The 19,359-nt window shown below is 49.8% G+C and carries 11 protein-coding genes; 4 read left to right on the plus strand and 7 right to left on the minus strand.

The annotated features are described in order from the left end of the window. Positions 1 to 44 precede the first annotated feature (44 nt). Positions 45 to 857: a glutathione binding-like protein gene (locus ABJU74_RS02975; protein WP_348382636.1), complete on the minus strand. Its 813-nt coding sequence runs from the start codon at positions 855 to 857 to the stop codon at positions 45 to 47. A gap of 400 nt (positions 858 to 1,257) precedes the next feature. Between ABJU74_RS02975 and ABJU74_RS02980 the strand changes: the two genes are divergently transcribed. Then, positions 1,258 to 2,013: an SDR family NAD(P)-dependent oxidoreductase gene (locus ABJU74_RS02980; protein ID WP_348382637.1), complete on the plus strand. Its 756-nt coding sequence runs from the start codon at positions 1,258 to 1,260 to the stop codon at positions 2,011 to 2,013. 24 nt (positions 2,014 to 2,037) lie between these two features. On the opposite strand, the gene ABJU74_RS02985 is transcribed toward ABJU74_RS02980, so the two are convergent. The 3 genes from ABJU74_RS02985 to ABJU74_RS02995 form a co-directional block, all read right to left on the minus strand. Beyond that, positions 2,038 to 2,655 (minus strand): TetR/AcrR family transcriptional regulator, encoded by a 618-nt coding sequence (locus ABJU74_RS02985; protein WP_348422603.1) that lies wholly within the window; start codon positions 2,653 to 2,655, stop codon positions 2,038 to 2,040. A 102-nt stretch (positions 2,656 to 2,757) separates the two neighbouring features. After that, positions 2,758 to 3,858: a VOC family protein gene (locus ABJU74_RS02990; RefSeq protein WP_348382639.1), complete on the minus strand. Its 1,101-nt coding sequence runs from the start codon at positions 3,856 to 3,858 to the stop codon at positions 2,758 to 2,760. A gap of 10 nt (positions 3,859 to 3,868) precedes the next feature. Beyond that, positions 3,869 to 5,731: a PQQ-binding-like beta-propeller repeat protein gene (locus ABJU74_RS02995; protein ID WP_348382640.1), complete on the minus strand. Its 1,863-nt coding sequence runs from the start codon at positions 5,729 to 5,731 to the stop codon at positions 3,869 to 3,871. A 135-nt stretch (positions 5,732 to 5,866) separates the two neighbouring features. On the opposite strand from ABJU74_RS02995, the gene ABJU74_RS03000 reads away from it, so the two are divergent. The 3 genes from ABJU74_RS03000 (at position 5,867) to ABJU74_RS03010 (ending at position 11,322) form a co-directional block, all read left to right on the plus strand. Beyond that, on the plus strand, positions 5,867 to 6,910 hold the full coding sequence (locus ABJU74_RS03000) for an alpha/beta hydrolase (RefSeq protein WP_348382641.1): 1,044 nt from the start codon (positions 5,867 to 5,869) through the stop codon (positions 6,908 to 6,910). Between the two features lies 1 nt (position 6,911). Continuing rightward, positions 6,912 to 8,237 (plus strand): membrane dipeptidase, encoded by a 1,326-nt coding sequence (locus ABJU74_RS03005; protein WP_348422604.1) that lies wholly within the window; start codon positions 6,912 to 6,914, stop codon positions 8,235 to 8,237. 142 nt (positions 8,238 to 8,379) lie between these two features. Continuing rightward, positions 8,380 to 11,322, plus strand: a complete 2,943-nt coding sequence (locus ABJU74_RS03010) for a TonB-dependent receptor (protein ID WP_348382643.1) — start codon at positions 8,380 to 8,382, stop codon at positions 11,320 to 11,322. Positions 11,323 to 11,526: 204 nt separating this feature from the next. Here the strand turns inward: ABJU74_RS03010 and ABJU74_RS03015 are convergent, their stop codons facing one another. The 3 genes from ABJU74_RS03015 to ABJU74_RS03025 form a co-directional block, all read right to left on the minus strand. Further along, positions 11,527 to 13,170 carry a hypothetical protein gene (locus ABJU74_RS03015; RefSeq protein ID WP_348382644.1) on the minus strand — a complete coding sequence of 548 codons (1,644 nt, stop codon included), beginning with the start codon at positions 13,168 to 13,170 and terminating at the stop codon, positions 11,527 to 11,529. Positions 13,171 to 13,264: 94 nt separating this feature from the next. Next, positions 13,265 to 15,883 (minus strand): EAL domain-containing protein, encoded by a 2,619-nt coding sequence (locus ABJU74_RS03020; protein ID WP_348382645.1) that lies wholly within the window; start codon positions 15,881 to 15,883, stop codon positions 13,265 to 13,267. A 75-nt stretch (positions 15,884 to 15,958) separates the two neighbouring features. Further along, positions 15,959 to 19,099 carry a S8 family peptidase gene (locus ABJU74_RS03025; RefSeq protein ID WP_348382646.1) on the minus strand — a complete coding sequence of 1,047 codons (3,141 nt, stop codon included), beginning with the start codon at positions 19,097 to 19,099 and terminating at the stop codon, positions 15,959 to 15,961. Positions 19,100 to 19,359 lie beyond the last annotated feature (260 nt).

Below are 19,359 nucleotides of genomic sequence, written 5' to 3' on the forward strand. Positions count from 1 at the left end.
CGCTTGTTCGAAACAATTTATCCAGCTGCTGACGATGACTTGGACTAGTTGGAGGAACCAGCGCTTGGCAAAGTGGTTGCTCGGCTGTCGGACGGTGGATGCTTTACTGGAGGCAAGGCGCCAATAATGCCATCCGGCGTCGCGATCGATCGCATGCGCATATAAGCCGGTCTGGCTTTTATGCGTTTTTGCCATTCTTGAATGTTGGGAAATTGATCGGCGTTGACCAGATTTAATTTGAACGCAACGTTTAAGGGCCATTCCATCATGATGTCGGCTGCAGAAAATTCCGAACCGCCAAACCACTTATTTTCTTTCAGATAATCTTCAGAATATTGCACCACATTTTCGCTGTCGACCAGCATTGAACGCTTTGTTGGCGGCTTGACTCGCCAGGCGCGATAGTCGCTGAACAGCCGCGCCGCAAGCGACCCTTCTGCATAATGCATCCATTTCACATGATGGGGATAGGCTCGACTGGAGAGAGGAGGCACCAATTTTCCAGGAGCGTGACGCGCTAATATAGTATCAATTATGGCTCCGGATTCGACGATAATATCATCCCCATAGACCACGGTTGGCGCCATCGGCATGCCATGACCAAGCGCTCGAATTTGCATCATCGAAGCCATGAGATTGCCGCGCACAAATTTGAGTTCATAGGGGAGGTCCAATTCTTCCATGAGCCAAATAATTCGTTCAGAACGTCGGCCTTCAAGATGGTAGATGACTATTTTGGGGATTTCAGCTGAAGCATTTGTGGTGCTTTGCTTTTTCGTGGCGATTTCCGCATCCGTAGCTTGTGGTGTCGCTGCCAAACCCATGGCCAACATGGCTGCGCTGATGGCTTCAATCATTTCTCATCTCCCAATTTTTTTCGAACCTATCATGTTTCGGACTGTCTTTGAAACCACTATTAAATAATGCGTCAGTAAATGGGGTAGCGCCAAAAATGAAGCGCCTCAGATCATGGACGCTTGATCCAGAATTTATCCCCAGAGGTTTTTCGACATGATCTAGATGGCGGGGAGGTTCAAATAACGCTCGATTATCGGGGTTTTTTTGGTTTTGCTAACCACAGGCTGCGTTATGGCCAGATTTTTGAGGTGATGGTGCAAACAGGACTATTGAAGCCGCAAAAGACACTATTGACTCTATGTACAATAAGATTGCATGGATGGCGCAATGGCTAATGGTACCTTGGGGGGTGGCGGTCCATCAGGTCTGAGCAAAGGGATAACATGCAGGGGCGGACTTATGTTTGATTTAACCGGTCAAGTGGCCATGGTGACAGGCGGCAATGGGGGGCTTGGATTGGCAATGGCCAAAGGATTGGTCAAGGCTGGGTCTGCGGTAGCAATATGGGGACGCAATGCTGAAAAGAACGAAGTGGCGCTCAAGTCCTTGCAAGAAATGGGAGCAGATGCCGCCATATTTTCCTGTGATGTTACCGATACGGACCAAGTCGATGCGGCTTTTGCGGCAACTGTAAAACGCTTTGGCAAAGTTGATAGCTGTTTTGCTAATGCCGGGGGCGGGTCCTCCGGTATGTTGCATCAAACAAGTGAAGAAGAATGGAACGCTGCGGTTGATATGAATCTCACGAGCGTGGTGAATACTTATCGTCCGGTTATCGCGCATATGCTGAAGCGACAGCAAGGCGGAAAGCTTATAGTCACATCGTCAGCGGCTGCCATTATGGGTATGCCCATGGGCAGTGGATATTCCGCAACCAAAGCAGCGGTTACAGGATTGACTAGAGCGTTGGCGATAGAATTGGGTGCGGCCAAAATTCAAGTCAATGCGCTCTTGCCCGGTTACATTGAAACCGACATGTCGCTCAATACGCCGCAAATTTTTCGAGATGCATGCAAACGGCGCGCGGCTGCGGGAGAAGTTGGAAAGCTGGAAGATATGGAGGGGATTGCTGTGTATCTGGCGTCTCAACAAAGCAACTTTATGACCGGGCAATCTCTTGTCTTGGATGGCGGTCATTCGATCCATCCGTTATAATTTCAACATGTCTTGGAAGCAGGCCTAGGTTTTGCGCCTTAAGATTTGCTGCCGCGTGCTATAGTCATTTTGAACCGCGTTGAGCGATCCCAAGATCATAGTCACGGTGATTTTTTCAATATCTTCCCTGCTCATTTCGCTGTGTAGATAAAAAGCACCAGCGGTTGCCGGAAGGCCAAAGGAAATATCCGTCACCGCTATCGCCAAACCCTGCGGGATATCGAAATTTTTTGCAACTATTTCAGAGATATAGCTAACCGCATCATTGCGACTATAGTCGGTCGGGTCATGGCCTCTCGATACACTGGGTTCCGCTTGCAGTCGTTCGATAATCAGGCCGCGTTCTTCAATATATTTGAGATATTGATGAGTAACGCCGCGAACCAGCTCTTCGAACGTTTGCGCATTTTCAGCCTCTTGAACCTGGAGCCGTCTGAGCCGTTTCAATTCCCGCTTTAGCAGGGCGCGCAACAATTCGGTCAGGCTGTCAAAATAGGTATAGACAAGGGACTTGCTGATCCCTGCTTTCTTGCCAATTAATTCCATGCTCAATACGGCAACGCCATCCGCAGCGATAATGTCGGCCGTATGGTCGAGGATCAACGATTTGCGTTTTTCAGGACTGAGACGCCTTCGTTTCATGGATGTGTTTTCGTTCATATTGCGTGTGATTATCATATAATATCATCATGTTGAACAATAAAGGTCATCCCAATATATACCGAATTGAGACAGTTTTCTGGGCTAATAGACTATGGGATCGATCCATAGCATGTGATCGATAGACTCGGTTGTTGGTGCGGAGATATTCTCCTGAATAGCAATTACATTGCCATCCGGATCATAGGCATAATAGATTTTCCAGCCCTGGCTAATTTTTGCCGGACCGATGGTTTCAATATCCAGATTGGCCAATCTTTTGCGTTCAGCTTCGACATCAGTCACTTCAAATGCCGTCATATTATATCCAATTTCGTCGACTTTTGCTGGTGCTTGGCGGTCGGGCGTAGCGGGTTTGACAAATTGCCAAAATTCCAATTCAAAATTGCGCAAGGCAAACCAAGCGCTGCGCAAGGCGACGCCGTCAATTGCAACGATATTGTCCATATTGGGAAAGTTGGAATATTCTCCTCGGCGCCGCGGGCCATAGCCAATAAATTTGCTGTAAAATTCAGCGATCCGATTTGCGTCCGGTGTGGCACTACCAATATGCGTGACCCATGCCTTGTCCTGACGGCGCGGTCTGTCGATCGTTTCATTTTCGATGATAGTGCCGTCCGGATCTCGGCCATAGGCGTAGGTCACGCCATAACCGCCCAAATCCACCGGCGCGTTTCTTGAAACCATGGTCAGTCCGGCAGTCAAAAACTTCGAAAGCGCCGGTTCCGCTGCCGAAGACTGGAAACAAATATGGGTGTGGCCAGGGCCGATAACCGGTTTGATAACAGGCGAAGTGGAAATATTGGGCTGAAAGTCAATCAGTTGGACAAAAACAGTCGGGGTTTTGATCAACGCAACTTCGATGGTCTGATACGGCTGTGCCGTCATTTCTGAGTGAAAAATTTCAGACGCTGCGACCTGATATCGACGGACCAGGGTAAAGGGCACGGCTTGTTCATAAAAGCGGATAGTGCGGTCAATATCGGAAACGGTTTTGCCGATAAAACGGACGCCCTTGATCCGGTTATTGGCGAGCGACTTTGGCCGCGCAAACGGGGTCTGGATTATCCGAGGCGGCGCGGCCTTGGTATCAGTGGAGTTGTTAGGCGTCGCAGCGATGCAAGCGGTGAGGCTCAGGCTAAGCAGCAGATTGCAGCAGATATTGGCAATGGTTTTCGGGGTCATGATTGGCTTGTCACTCCGCGCTATATACCAGCATGATATTGCCCGGTATCTGTCCAAATTTGTCGTAACCGCTATTGACGATGAGCAGGCCGCCAGCGACAATCGGACCAGCGGAATCAATCGATCCGCCGCGCGCCGACACACCATTCACCGTTTGATAGGCGCGCCGCGTGTCCTTGCTCCACAATATCGATCCATCCTCTGCGCTATAAGCGCGCAAGATCCCGTTCAGCGCACCGGCAAAGATTACGCCCGGCATGTGGGTTGGCGGTGCCGATAAAGCGGTCATGCATTTATGGGCTAGTTCGGCACAGACATTAGACTCGATCTTGCTCCACAGCGCTTCACCAGTTGCGGGATCATAGCCATGTAGACCCTGGCGCGAAGGTCCCGTTGCAAAACGGTTTCCTGGAGTGTCTGCAATGCCCACAAATAAGGTTTTGCTATCGGTCGCCATGCCCCAATGGACGCCGCCATTAAAGCCGCCCATTCCGGCTCGGGTTTGCCATAGGATTTTGCCGTCATTGTCAGGATCCATGCCATAGATCATCCCCGATTTTTGACCGGCCAGAATAATATCTTTGCCAATGTCTAACCGGGTCAAAATTGGCGGCGCGCCAAAATCGAAATCTGGACCATCTTCTGTCGGGCAATTGGTCTGTGATCCGTTGGGCCCGCAGGCTCCGTTCCAAGCATCGCCAGCAATGGTTTGTTGCACCCAGCGGACGGCTCCATTGTCCATTTGCAGCGCAATGATAGCATCGCTTTTGTCATTGGCAGGGGAGGAATAATTTTCACCAGTCCCAACATACAGCAAACCCCGTTTGGCATCGACGGTCGGTGTTGACCAGATCGGAGCGCCAGATGGACCATAGTTTTGGGCACCGGCTGCGTTTCGCTGTGTTTTTTGAGGCTCGTCGACGGTGTAAAAACGCCAGATGGATCGCCCAGATCGTGCGTCTAGTGCGAGCACACCGCCGCGAAAAGTGCAGCATTCATAATCAGGCATGTAGGCATTGATAATTTCTAGCGACGACATCGGGATGAAGAGCCGGCCTTCATGCAAGGTTATTGATCCCGTTATCGTACCAACGGGATGATCTTTAACTGATCGGGTCCATAAGAGATTGCCGGTTCGGGCGTTTACCGCATAAACATTAGCGTCGACATCTCCAAAATAGAGTGTTTTCGCATGACCATTTTCATCGGTTGAAATGGTGGGGGCATTGCGCACTTCGGCCTTGGCTTCAAACGTCCACCAGACGCATCCGGTTTTGCTATCTAAAGCATAAAATAATCCGCTTTGACTGCCAGTAAAAATCGCTTCCGCCGTCACCGCTGGCTGCGATCGAGCGCGAGCGGAGCCAGGAAATCCAAAGGCCCATTTTAGCTTGAGATTGGGAATGTCTTCCTTTGTCATACCAGCATTAATCGTGGGTTGATGCCGAACGTTGCGTTTGCTGTTGCCCCATCGATTCCACAGCGGCTTCGTAAGAGACAATTGACCCGCGCACTGGTGTTTGCGCGCGTTGGCGATCGCGCTTTCGCTGCTGGGGCTGGCCAGATAGTCAGCCAATATTCTTATTTCAATTGGCGACATCATCGCCGCCTGTTCCTTCATCACGCCGGTTGAAAGCGCTGTGCGGATCGATTCCACACCGTTTAATTGAATGGCTGCTTTTGTTGGCGCTTCGCCGGCAGCCTGATCATGGCAGGCGGCACAATGTTTTTGATACAGACCTTCTCCTGGATTACCGTTGCTATCGACAATTTCGTTGGTTGGTAATAGAGGTTTTTGGGACTGCTCTTGGCACGCCGTCAGACTGATCGTGACCAAGATTAGGCTTGTGTAAAGTGACCAAGACAGACGCATATGTTTTCTTTCATCCTCCTGCCTTGGCACATCCCGTAATTAGAATTTGACAGGTGCTACCTATTATTGTTGACTATTTGTACAATAACAAACGCTTCCTATAATGCAATGGGTTAAAGCGGAGGAGAGGTCGGGATGGCGCAGTTTTTCAAATCCATGATGTTAATGACGAGCGCGCTGTTAGTGGTTGGTTGTATGGCGACGGAGCCGGCGCGCAATGGCAATTTTGCTGACGGCAAAACATCGTCTACGGTCGCAGAAGATCCTGCTGTGGCTTTTGCCAATAAGGCGGGTAGTTCCGATTTTCCTTATACTGAAGGTTATTTCGGTTCCGGGGATAACCGGCTTCATTATGTTGAAGCTGGAAAAGGCTCTTTGATAATATTTTACCATGGATTTCCATCTTTTTGGTATAGTTGGTTTGATCAGATGGAAGCTCTCAAGGGGCGATATCGCGTGGTTGCGGTTGATGCTTTAGGGTCAGGCCTATCCGCCAAGCCCATGGATTTAAAGCCCTATGCGATAGACAATTTGGCTCGGCAACTTGATGAATTTTCGCGCCATTTAAATGGCGATGAAAAATATATACTGGTCGGCCATGATTGGGGTTCGGTCTTGGCCTTGTCTTACGCGCAGGCCTATCCAGAAAGGCTCGATAAAGTCATTGGCATGAGCGCCCCGCCGCTGAACCTTTTTCTCAGCCATGCTGCAATCGACAAGGAGCAACAGCGGCGCAATCAATATATGCAGCTTTTTCGGGCAACGACTTTGGAAATGCTGCAAAGTCGCAATGCGATAGAAGGGGCGAGAATGCTTTCTTATGGGAAGCTCGCTGAGCGAGGGGATATTACTCCCGAAGAGTTTAATCTGTTCAAAAATGCTTTGTCGAGCAACGAGATGCTGTTTGCGGCGATGAATTGGTATCGTGCAAATATTCCGCCCTTTGATGCGGTTGCAGACGTCCATCTCTGGCCGGACCCTGAAGCAAAAATACAGGTCCCGGGCCTGTTCATATGGGGAGAAGAAGATAGCGTTTTTGTGCCTGCGCTGGTCGACAAGGTCGATGGCAACGGACCGAATATGCGGACGGTGCGTTTGAAGGGTATCAACCATTGGACATCGATGCAGGAACCCGATCGTGCAACCGCAGCCATTGTCGAATTTTTGGGAGAAAAATAGCATGTGCATGAAATTCCATTTTCTCGGCATGGCCAAGCGATTGGGGGGGCGCGCTATTCCGATGATCGTTGCCGCGACCGCGCTTTCGGCGTGCACGACAACTGCAGAAAATCGGGAGCAACCTGCTACAGATACACAACAAACAGAGTCGTTTTCCGATCAGGCGCGCGTCATTCATCAACAGGTGTTGGTGCTCGATGCGCATGCCGATATCGTGTTGCCCACAACATCTCGGACCTATCTCGGCGCGGATGGACGCTCTAAAACCGAACCGGTCAAACTGCGTGCTGGCGGGATGGATGCGGTTATCCTATCGGTTGCTGTGGGCCCCGGTCCAAGAACGCAAGCTGGGCGCAAAGCGGCTAGGGCGGAAGCTAATGCAAAGCTGTTGGCCGCGACGCAAATGATTGAACAGGACGAGGATATTGTGATGGCGACGTCCGCCAAGGCGCTTTCACAAATTGTCAATCAGGGAAAAATAGCGGTATTGCTTGGCTTTCAAAACGCGCGATCGCTAAATGGCCGGGTGGAAGCGATTGACGAATTTTACGCCGCTGGCGTACGCGTCTTTGGTCTCAATCATCTGGGTCATAATGATTTTTCGGACAGTTCGCGGCCATTATATATTGCCGAAAATCAGGCCTATGAACCGGCTGAGGAGCATGGCGGATTGTCTTCACTGGGCATCAAGGCTGTGCAACGCATCAACGCTTTGGGCGCTCTTTTGGATGTCTCGCAAATGTCAAAAGCAGCGACTTTGCAAGCCGTGAAATTGTCACGAGCCCCGGTAATTGCAAGCCATTCCAATGTGCGTAAATTATCTGCTGTTTCGCGCAATCTCTCCGACGAAGAAATTGACCGAATCGCGCAGGCCGGTGGCGTTATTCATTTGGCCGCCTTTGGTGCCTATCTGGTTGACTTGTCCGATCCACAAATGCGCGCCGATATTTTGCAAGTCCGGCGGGACGCGGGGTTACCCGATGCTTATTCCTATCCTTATGAATTATATTGGGAAATTCCGGATGCTCAAGACCGGCAAGCGTTTTTAAAAGCCATGCGTGCAATCATTGGTCCAGGGTCACTGGATCAATTGCTCAATCATGTTGACTATATCGTCAAGCGGGTTGGCATTGATCATGTTGGTATTGGCAGTGACTTTAATCATGGTGGCGGAATCGCGGGTTTTGTTGATGCGAGCCAAGCGTTCAATCTCACCGCTGCACTGTTGAAACGCGGCTATAATCGAAATCAGATTGAAAAAATCTGGAGCAAGAATTTCATGAGAGTGTTGAGTCAGGCTGAGAATATGGCGGACAAATCCGAATAAGAAATCTTTGCGCAGATCACTATTGACTATTGGTTGAATTACAGTCACCTTTCCTCTCGGAGAGAAAAATCAAAAAGCCTAAAAATGGCACCGGGATCAAATATTTCATGTTTGACGCTCGGGTTTTGAGGAGGGGAACATAATGAATAAATCACTTTTGCGTTGCACAAGTGCGCTTGGCGCTATTCTGTTTTCAGCGACCGCGATGCCCAGCATCGCTCATGCTCAGGACATTCAAGAAGCCGATGACGATGAGAATATCATCGTTGTGACCGGTAGTTTTATTCGCGGAACACCGGAAGATGCCGCGCAACCCGTTGATGTTTTTACGTCGGCTGATCTGGATACCGCGGGCGTTTCATCCCCGTTGGAATTTATCAAAGATCTCCCTCAAGTGGGCAGCGTTCTCGGTGACACAAACCAGTTTTCTACCGCTGCGCAAGGCAATCAAGGTCTCGGATCTATCAACTTGCGGGGTTTGGGCCCTCAACGTACTTTGGTATTGTTCAATGGCCGGCGGACATTTACCGCACCGGGCGCTGTTGGTGGCGGCTTTGGTGATACCAACGCGGTGCCGTTATTTGCGCTCGAGCGCATTGAAATTTTGAAAGATGGTGCGGCGGCGACATACGGATCTGACGCGATTGCAGGCGTGGCCAACTTCATAACCAAAAGCGGTTTTGAAGGCGTTGAGATCAAAAGTGACTATGAATTTGTTAATGGATCGGACGATAACTACACCGCATCAATTTTGGTTGGCAAAACTTTTGGCGATGTAAATATCCTTGCGGGCTTCGGTTGGCAGCATCGTTCCGAATTGCCCACGACCGAGCGCGATTATGCATCTCAACCCTATGAGGTTAATCCAGCGGCTTGGTCTTCACTGGGTACGCCTGGTCATTTCTTCGTGCCAGGAAACCCTGGTTTCCTAGGTAGCGTGCGTGACGTAGGTTGTAATGATCTTGGCGGGGTTGAAGACGCTGTCGGGGCTTTCCCAATTTGTCGGTTTAGCTTTGTGCCCTTTGATAATCTTGTTGAAGAAACCGATCGCTATCAAGGTTATATTCAAGCCGATGTTGATCTCTCCGATACTTTTCGTTTTCGGGGTGAATTTACTTATGCGCAAACCGACTTAGATTCCATCGGAACTTCACCTGGATATCCTCCATTGCAAGGCCCTGGAGGAGCCGGCTTGGGAGGCGGACCAATTTTTCAAGGGTTCAGCGTCCCCGTTGCCAATCCAGGGGTTGCGCCTTTCTTGGCTCAAACCGGAGCGACAGCGCCACTGGGTGGGCGCATATTGCCTTTCTTCTGGCGTCCCTACGGTTGGTTGGGCGTTCCGAACGACGAAAGAGGGTCGGGCCGCCAGTTTGTCAACAGTAAGGCCTATAGATTTTCCGGTACGTTCGAGAAGGATTTCTCTGAAACATTCCGGGGGCAATTTTCGCTTACAATGATGAACTATGATCGCCGCGGTGGTTCACCGGGCATCATCGGATCGAGATTGCAGGCCGCGTTAAATGGTCTCGGTGGACCAAATTGTACCGGCAATACTCCAGGTCTCAATGGCTGCTTGTGGTTCAATCCATTTACCAATGCCGGTCCCGGTAACCCAACTCTGGGTCTGGACAATCCATTCTACGTTCCAGGAGCAGAGAACACAGCAGAATTGGCTAATTGGATCGCTGTTCCAAACGGTAATGACCAAAGCGAGGATACAGTAGTTGCGGATTTGATTTTCTCAGGCGAAATGGGACTTGATTTTGGTGGCGGCGCCGTTGGTTGGGCAGCCGGCGCGCAGTACCGCAAGTCACGGTTCAACAATAAACCGCTCAACGAATTTGGCAATTTGGATCTTAACCCATGTCCGATATTGGGTGATCAATCTTGTGTTGGTGGCGCGCTTGAGGGAGCGGGTTCTTTTATCTTCCTTGGCGGCCAGCGCAATGCAGATTTGACTCAAGATGTGATAGCTGCCTTTGCCGAAGTTGCTGTTCCGATTAGCGACACACTTGAATTTACCGCTGCGGCCCGATTTGAAGCATATGGAGGATCCATTGGTTCAACCTTTAATCCTAAAGGTTCGGTAAGATGGGAGCCAACTGATTGGTTGGTTCTTCGCGGTTCCGTCGGGACGACCTTCCGTGCACCTTTGGCGGCTCAAGTATCCACCAATGCCATCACCTCACTTGCTGGCTTGGCAGCATCAGGCGGTGATTTTAAAGCTGTCGATATTGCTGGAAATCCAACGGATTTGGGACCTGAAACAGCATTTACTTATAATGTGGGTGCTATTGTCGACTTTAGCGGTTTCAACTTCTCTGTGGACTATTGGAGCTTTGATTTTGAAGATGAAATCACCACAACTGATGGTCAAGCCATTGCGAGTAATGTGGTGCCGATACCTGATGGATTCGCTGATTGTTCAAGCCCCTTTGTCGGCTTTATCACCTTCGCCGGCGGCGCCTGTGTTCAAGGTGTCACGGTGGGCGATGATATTTCTCGAGTCTTCACCCAATGGGTCAATGGGCCGACAACAAAGACTACCGGTCTAGATTTCGCGGCAAGTTATACCACAGAAATCGGAACCGGTGTTTTGACCATCGGCGCAAATGCCAGCCATATTCTGACATATAAAGTCGGAGATTTTGATCTTAATGGTACGCTGCTCCGGGCTGGGTTCAATGCGGTTGGTTTAGCCAATCTCGATCGTAATCCCGGCACAATCGCGCCGTGGCGAGGCAATGCTTATGTCAACTTCAACATTAGCGGTTTCAATGCCCGCTATGGTGTAAAATATGTTGATGGTGTTCGCGATGAGCGTTGTCCGGCTCTGCCCGATCCATGTGCGGTCACCAGTTTTGGTCCTACAGATTTTGGCCGAAATATTTCAAGCTTCACACAACATGATCTCCATTTTGCCTATGATCTGCCGATTTCTGCCTTTGATGCTCAACTGCAGTTCTCAGTCGAAAACTTTACAAATGAAGATCCACCTTCTGCCAGAACGCAATTGGGCTATAACCCGTTCACCGGTAATCCCTTGGGGCGGGTCTGGAGACTTGGTGCCAAAGTTGCCTTCTAGTCTGTGGGGACAGTCTGGAGGACACTCTAGCCAGACTCAATCTCTCTCGACTTTGGCTAGAAAATCGGGGGTAAGCAGAAATGCTTGCCCCTTTTTACGTGCACTTGATAGAAATACGGATATGAAAAATAGACGCGGCGCCAAGCGGGTTTAGAACATGGCTTTCTGCGCCTGTCAGCCCCATTTGCGCAAAAGCAACGCGATCTAATCTTTCTCGCTTGCCCAATTTTGCCAAGCGGCAATATCATATCCAAATTTCTGACCGCTAACGGCTGTTAATGTACCGATAACTTGTGATCTGAACCAGATGGGATCATCGGGATAGCTTAGCCGGTCAACGAGCGCCTTTACTGTCTGTGTATCATTTTGACCAGTGGTCTGAATTGTGCGGATTGCGTTTAATTCCAGTTCGAAATATTTTTCATAGCTATTGGGTTTGGACTGCCAGCGATCTTTTAAGAACGCGACCGGAACCTCGCCCAACCCGGACTGTTTCATGCCCCACAGTAAATAGGCATATGCCAGATCTTTAGTGGTCAATTCCATGCTTCCGCCAAAGGCTGATATTTTCTGATCAGGAAAATTTACCGCTAAGCGTTTTGCGAAAAAACCGGAAGGCGGACGGTCCCGTGCGATCTGATCTATCCGGTTCCATAAACTGTTATTTGCGAAATTCTGATAGCTCGCACGATCGGCCAGTAGCCTATCCAATTCTTGGCCAATATTATCCCAATCCCGATTGCGGCTCTTTGCCCCGACTTGTAAAACTATTGCCGGATTTTGAGGACCAGAAGGTATTTTTGCACCAGCTCGTCCCCAAATTATACCGCGACCATCATCGCCTGTGCCAGCGACATAGATATACCCGGATATGGAGTGAATGGAGACAGGTTTGCCTTTTGCAAGATCGCCGTGGCGGCGCCATTGCTCGCCCTTTGGGCTGGACCAGAGGTGGCCGTCGCGTGTCACTAGCCAGAGGTTTTTTCCATCGCTGGCAAGGTCGGTAAAAGGCCCTTTAAAGCCGACGCGAAGGGATTTTTGACCGTCAAATTTCCAGATTTCTCTTTCGCGCCCTTGGCCCACCAGACCATATATCGCGCCCTGATGGACATTCAGTCCGTTAAAATAGCGATTGAGCGGCCAACTGCGCACTGTTTGAAAGTCATTACCAGTCCAGCGCGTGAGCCGCTTGATCTTGGCATCTTTCAGAGAGGCGTAAATTTCTCCCTTAAAAATAGTAAGTTCTTTCAACCTGCTGACATGAGTGGTTGGTGTTGGGTGGATATAAAATTCTTCCCAGCTGCGGCCAGCATCTTGGGACAGTTGCAGTCCAGCATTGCGTGTCCCGGTTACGGCAAACAGACCATCGGGATGCGCGAGCAATTGGCTGGTATGATAAATGGGCTGATTGGCAATGGTCAAAGATTGCCAAGTTTCGCCATTGGTTACATCGACAATCCCATTGCCAAAGGATAACAGCGCGTCTTCCAAGGGCCAATAGAGCAGGTCTTTGTAGACGAGGGGATGCCCGGCGTCCTGGCTGAATAAATTGCGTTCATATCGTGCCGTCCCGGTAGCGGGATCGAGGCTCCAAATGTCCGCAGAATTATGGTTGCGCCCTTTGACCGAATTGGCAAACCAAAGCCGCCCTCTATAGCCGATTAGACGGGAAATGGTCGGCCATGGTCCGACTTGGGCGATAATCTCCAGTTGGACCGGCGCAATAATATGCTGCTGCTCAGGCAGCTTTAGATCTTCGCTCCACATGTCGGGAGCGGCGCGAAAGAACATAAAGGCGGTGAAGGCGAGGGCGCCAATCAGAAACAGAGCAGAATGAACTTTTTTCATACTGCCCTATATGGTCATTTTTCTGAGAATACAGCATTTAAGCGCAGCTTTGAGATGGTTTGAGGGCAACTGAGTGCCATCATGGGTATTGGATTTACCCTGCTTTGCGTTTCAATTCCGATTTTGAAAATGGAATAACCGCTGGCTTCGTATCTTTGGAATCGCTTTGTCCGGACACCGATTGGGTTGGGCGAGAGAAGAGATAACCTTGCAATTGGGTGCAACCCAAATCCCGCATGACGTTCAATTCATTCTGGGTTTCAATACCTTCTGCCGTTGTTTTCATCCCCAATTCTTCGGCCATGGAAACAATCGCGCGAATAATCGCCAAACTTTCGGTTGATCCTTGCGTCGCGGATTTGACAAAACTGCGATCGATTTTGATGGTCGAGAAGCTTGCGCGGCGCAAATAGCCTAGCGAGGAATATCCGGTTCCAAAATCATCGAGAACCAAATTGATACCCAGCGAGCGCAAACTTTCCAAAGTGGCGTCGGTTTTCTCGTGATTATCCAAGAAGACGCTTTCGGTCACTTCAAGCTCCAGCCGTTCGGGGCTTAATCCGCTTGCGGCCAGCGCGCTGATGATATTATTGGCAAGACCGCCACCTTCAACTTGCAGCGCAGACACGTTGACAGATAGCCTGACATGCTCGGGCCATTTTTCGGCTTGCGCACAGGCGGTGCGCAATACCCATGAACCAATATGTCCTATTAGTCGGGCTTCTTCCGCAATCGGAATGAATATGGCGGGCGATATTTCTCCGCGCGTCGGGTGGTTCCATCGCAATAGCGATTCATAACCGATAATTTCTTGTGTATTTGCATCGACAATCGACTGGTAAGCAATAGATAAATCGCCATTTTCCAAGGCATCGCGAAGATCATTTTCGAGAATATGACGCTCGTCTGCTTCAATCTGCATGAATTCTTTGTAACGCACACATTGACCGCGACCGGATTCTTTGCCGTGATAAAGCGCAAGGTCAGCACAACGGGTCAGCGTTTGAACATTGTCACTATCAACGGGACCGACGGCAATACCAACCGTGGCGCCTACATTGACGGATGTGCCATCGATGGAATGGGTGCCGTTAAGGCGAGTGATAATATCTTCACCGATTTTATCGAGATCACCATCATTGCCGATATCTGGAATAACCAGCGCAAATTCATCGCCGCCTAAGCGCACAGCATGGGCTTTATCACCCGCAGCTTCTTTCAGATTTTCTGCAACTAAACAAAGGAGTTGATCCCCAATGTTATGACCCAATGTATCATTAACGGCTTTGAATCGATCCAAGTCGATGAGCAGAACGGCGCTGCGCGTTCCATTCTCTTGATTGTCAACCAGCGCATTGGAAAGCAACGTCCGGAAATAGCCGCGATTTGCGAGACCGGTAAGCAGGTCATGGCGCGCTGCATGAGAGAGTTGCGCATTGGCAGCACTCACCGCTTTGCGTCGACGACGCACCGAGACCACAACAAAGAACAGGGCGCCAATAGCCGCGAAAGACACGACCAACAGCAAACTGGTGTAGCGCAAGGTCGTTTGTGACTGAGCCAGCATCATTTCCCGCTGGGCTTGCTTGGCTTCCAGCTTTGAAATTTCCAATTCGCGATTGGCATCGTCAAACTGGGCGGCCAATAGCGCAGAGTTGGTTGATGCCGCCAGATCCCTGCCATTATCATCGAGCCGTTTAAAGGCACCGAGATGCTCCAGGGCCTGCTTATGCTGTCCCAATTTCCCGAAAACTTTATAGGCGGTTTCGTGATAGTCCCGATAGGCCATGGTCGAATTGGCCGTATCAACACCCTTAAACGCCTTACGGACATAATTTTCAGCCGCATTCAGGCGATCACCAGCAAAGGCTATCTGGGCGCGTGTGCCCCATAGAAAGGGTTCCCAATCCTGCGCGCCGGCGCGGGCGATAGAAAGTCCGGAAATAGCTGTTTTTTCGGCTTTTTCCAGATCGCCTTGGGCATGTTGGGCAAAAGCCAAATTGGTCAATATGCGGGTTTGCAGGAGCGGGCTGTCCATTTCTTTGGCAACCGCCAAGGCCTGCGCATATTCTTGCTCCGCTTTTGCAAATTCACCCATATCCCGCAGCGCATTTCCGCGGTTGTTGTGCGATGAAAGATTTAATGCAGGATCGTCGGCATAGATTGCTTTTGCTTGATCATAATAGTTTAAAACACGCGGATAATCGCGGGCTTCATAATATATTGATCCAATATTGTGCAAAATGATCGCTTGGCTGCGTTTCTGATCCAGCTTCTCATAAATGCGATAAGCAGAATAGAGAATGGAAAGAGCTTGCTCTACTTTACCGGTTTGAGTGGCAATAGCGGCACTGGACTTGAGCAAGTCAGCATGAATTTTGGTGTTGGGAGCAACCCGTTTAACGGTCTGCAACGCGGCGGCAATGACCGGTTTAGCCTGCTTCGGTTTATTGAGCCGCGTAAGCGCTTCTCCCTCTAGCCACTGGCTCGTGGCCACGGCGAGATCAGCGTCAGTTTTCGGCATCGTATTGGCTAGCATCGCTGCTTTGCGAGCCGATTTGAGAGCCTGACCCGGATCCGACATCATCGAAGATTTTGTGTCCGCAATCTGTGCTTCAAAGGCCGACGTTTCCGTCTCGGTCTGCGCATAGGCTAGGGAAGCATGGGATGCAGCGCTGAGCAGCAGCGCGGCAACTATATTCCGTCCTAACATATTCCCCATCCCCCAGTTCGACATCTCGATTATGGGAAGAGAATATGGTTACCCCAAGCTCTTCCCATTGATCAATTAGAAGGGGAGACTTAGCAGACCACCTGCTATTATTTCGTTAACGCTGTTGCGTGCATTGGCATCATATTGCGCCCGCCCGAAGAAGGACAATTCCCCTTTGCCCATAATGGGTGTTGCGTAGAGGAATTCCCCGGTAAACCTCCGGCTTTGATCCGCAATGCTGAAACTATTAACAGCTTGACCAATTTCACCCGTCGAACGATCAATAACTTCCGCAGCGCTATATTCCAGGCGGCCTTTTTCGATGTGCAGCGGCTGTGTAAAGGACATCCGCAGACGATCTTTCTTACCGATCAGACCTTGTTTGCCAATCGAGAAGGCATAAGCTGACGATCTTACATTGCCATTGGTCCGCAAATTTTGATCGGTGCCGCCATTTGTCTTGGTCAGCGCTGACGTTGCTGAAGCAGCAATGCTGATGCCATGTGGCAAGTCAAAGCTAGCGCCAATGGTCATGGTTCTGCTTTGTGAGCCAAAACGCAGATCGTTGCTAAGCGCCGATTGGACGCCCAGAATACCGTCATTCTCGTTCACATTGGCAAAGCTGACGCTTAGCGTTGCGGCTTTCATCGGCTTGTGAGTCATACGCAAGTTAAACGCGCTGGCTTTATAGTCTTTAGCGCCTCTCAACTGTGCGCGCTCTGCATCCGTCAAAGCGAAATTCTCGCTGTGATCGAGCCGGCGATTGGTTAGGCCAAAAGCTATTTTTGTGTTTTTGGAAATCGCAAATTCTGCATCCAAGAATCCGCCGCCTGATGCGAGACCCAATAACGGGTTCAAACCACCAGTGTCTGTATCATAGTCTGAAGTCAGACCGAACGACTGTTGGCCCAACAAAGCAACTGCGCCTTGGCCAAAGCCGGCATTAAATGAGAATTGCCCAGCCGCGTCGCCAAAGGTGACAGCGCTATGAGGTGTCTGTCCTTGACGTCCATTTTGCAAGTAACGCGTTGGATTAGTTGCTGAAATTCCAAAATTCCAACCCTCACGCTTAGGCGTGGAGTAATTGGCAATATCGCTAAATCCACCGACGCTGTTAGATGCTGCAAAACTGCCGGTTGTCCAGTCAACAAACCGATCGGTGATATAGGATTGAAAATATTCACTCGATCCGGTCACGTTGGAGCGTTGGCCAATTAGCTGGTTCGAAAATGGAACGACAAAGTCGCGGTGGGTATTGCCGATAGTTTCGAACATCGTCAAAAACACACCATCGGCATCCCAGGTTTTGCCGATGCCATTTTGTTGCAGGCTCGACGCTTTATGGGCGATCCGGCTGTTGCCACGATATTCATAAATTTCGAGACGATTAAAATCGAGCGGCGATTGAGAGGCTTCTACATCGAGAAGTCCTACGCCATAGACATCATCCACACCGGGATCGCCAAGATCCTGTGCAGAATTCAAAATAATATTGACCGATTCCTCTGGATGCTGTGCGAGCCAAGGCCAACGATCATGCAATAATGTAATCGCGCCCGATACCAGTGGAGCCGCAAAAGATGTGCCTGAACGGCGGGTTACGCCGCCATTGCCATCGGATAGCAGGATCAATTCCCCTGGCGCTACAATGAAGAAATTTCTGAGGTAACTATCATCTTGACATTGACCTTGATCGGTTAAGCAAACTGAACCGGGCTTGTTGGACAGGCTGGAGATATTACCCAATGGGTCGACAGCACCCACAACGATCAATCCGAAATTGGAATTGCGTTGAAATTCAACATTTTCGGTTTGCGTAATGCCGTCATTGCCCGCTGCGATCACAAAAACCGTGTCATTGGCAATTTGCTTGACGGTATTGTCGTTAAAAACATTGTTCCATTCTGGATGCAAAGTCCAACCGGACACACCCAAGGACATGTTGATCACGCTGGCATTCACGCTTTTTAGCGAAACAATACCATCGCGAATATCATCCCAGGACGCCGTGCCGGTTTGATCAAACGGATTATAGGTGGCAACCGACGCATTGGGTGCAATGCCCATAACGCCGCGGCCATCATGATCAGCAATGAGCAAACTGGCAACACCCGTACCATGGCCGCCCACATGGGCTACATAACCGCCGGAATGGAAGACATTGCCTTCCAGATCGGGATCATTGACGATGGAAGAATCCAATATGCCAATAACACTATCAGCGCCGCTGCCTTGAATTCTGGTCAATTCGGGCGTCCAGTTAATGGTACGCATCCAATGATCGACATGATCCCGGCCACTATATTCCATCAATTGGTCATACCATTCGGTCACCAATTGGGCGCGTTGCCCCTGTGTCAAGTTTCTCAAACCGGTGAGATTGTAAGAAGATATGCCAAATTTTTGTAAGAGTGGCGTCAAGACGCTTTGTTGCGCGGATGAGCCTTCACGTGCGGTTACCGCATCGCCCCAAACGCTCTCTGTATGGCTCACCAAAAGATTGCCAAGGTTGAGCAACTCATAATAGCGGGCGCTGGTCAGGCCTTCGCTTTGAATTTCATTGATCAGCAAGTTGACGTCACGCCAATTGGCGCCGAAATCATGCCAGAAACCGTTTAACTCAACATAGCTTGGCAAAAGAGCACCGCTTAGCGGATCAATCTGACCTTCGAACGGATCAATATTGCCATAAAAGGGATCCACATTGCCGGCAAACGGATCAACATTCCCTGCAAAGGGGTCAAGATTGCCGCCAAAGGGATCAATCGCACCCCAAAGGGCTCGAATTTCACCGTGAAATGGATTTAAATTGCCTGCAAAAGGATCAATATTGCCTTCAAAGGGATTTATATTGCCCGCGAAAGGATCGATAGAGCCGCTAAAGGGATCAATGGATCCGGAAAAAGGGTCGATCGAACCGGAAAAAGGATCGATGCTGCCACCCATAGGAACAATAGGGCGCAGTTCGAGTTCTGCATTTGCGGTGACACCGGATCCGGCCACGGCTGATGCGCCGAAGGGATCGCTATTGATCAATGGTGCAGATGATGGTGCCATGACGTCAGGCTTTGCTCCGACATCGATAGATCCGGATGCATCAATGCCAGGTCCTTCTGGCGTGATATCAACAGCTTGCGCAGCAGCGGGAGCCGCTGTTCCGAATAGAATCGATGCAATAGCCAATTTGCTAGAGCGATAATTAGATGGTCTTTTCATTTGTTCCTCGTTCACCCACGAACTTATAATGAACGAAATAGGGGTCAGTTGTTAACCAGCGCGCAAAATTATGGATTAACATCATTGTAACCAGGATTTGTCGCAGATTTCCCTCAAAAATAATTATCGAGGCCAGCCGTTTTTTTGTTTGATGGTAGTGATTTAGACCGATTTTTTCGTAAAAAACGATGAATTCGAGGCCATTTGTTAAAGCTTTGCGCTGCTTCAAATTCGGACAATGTCATCAGATTGACCGCCTA

The sequence above is a fragment of the Parasphingorhabdus sp. genome (genome assembly GCF_039982415.1).
Taxonomy (GTDB): Bacteria; Pseudomonadota; Alphaproteobacteria; order Sphingomonadales; family Sphingomonadaceae; genus Parasphingorhabdus.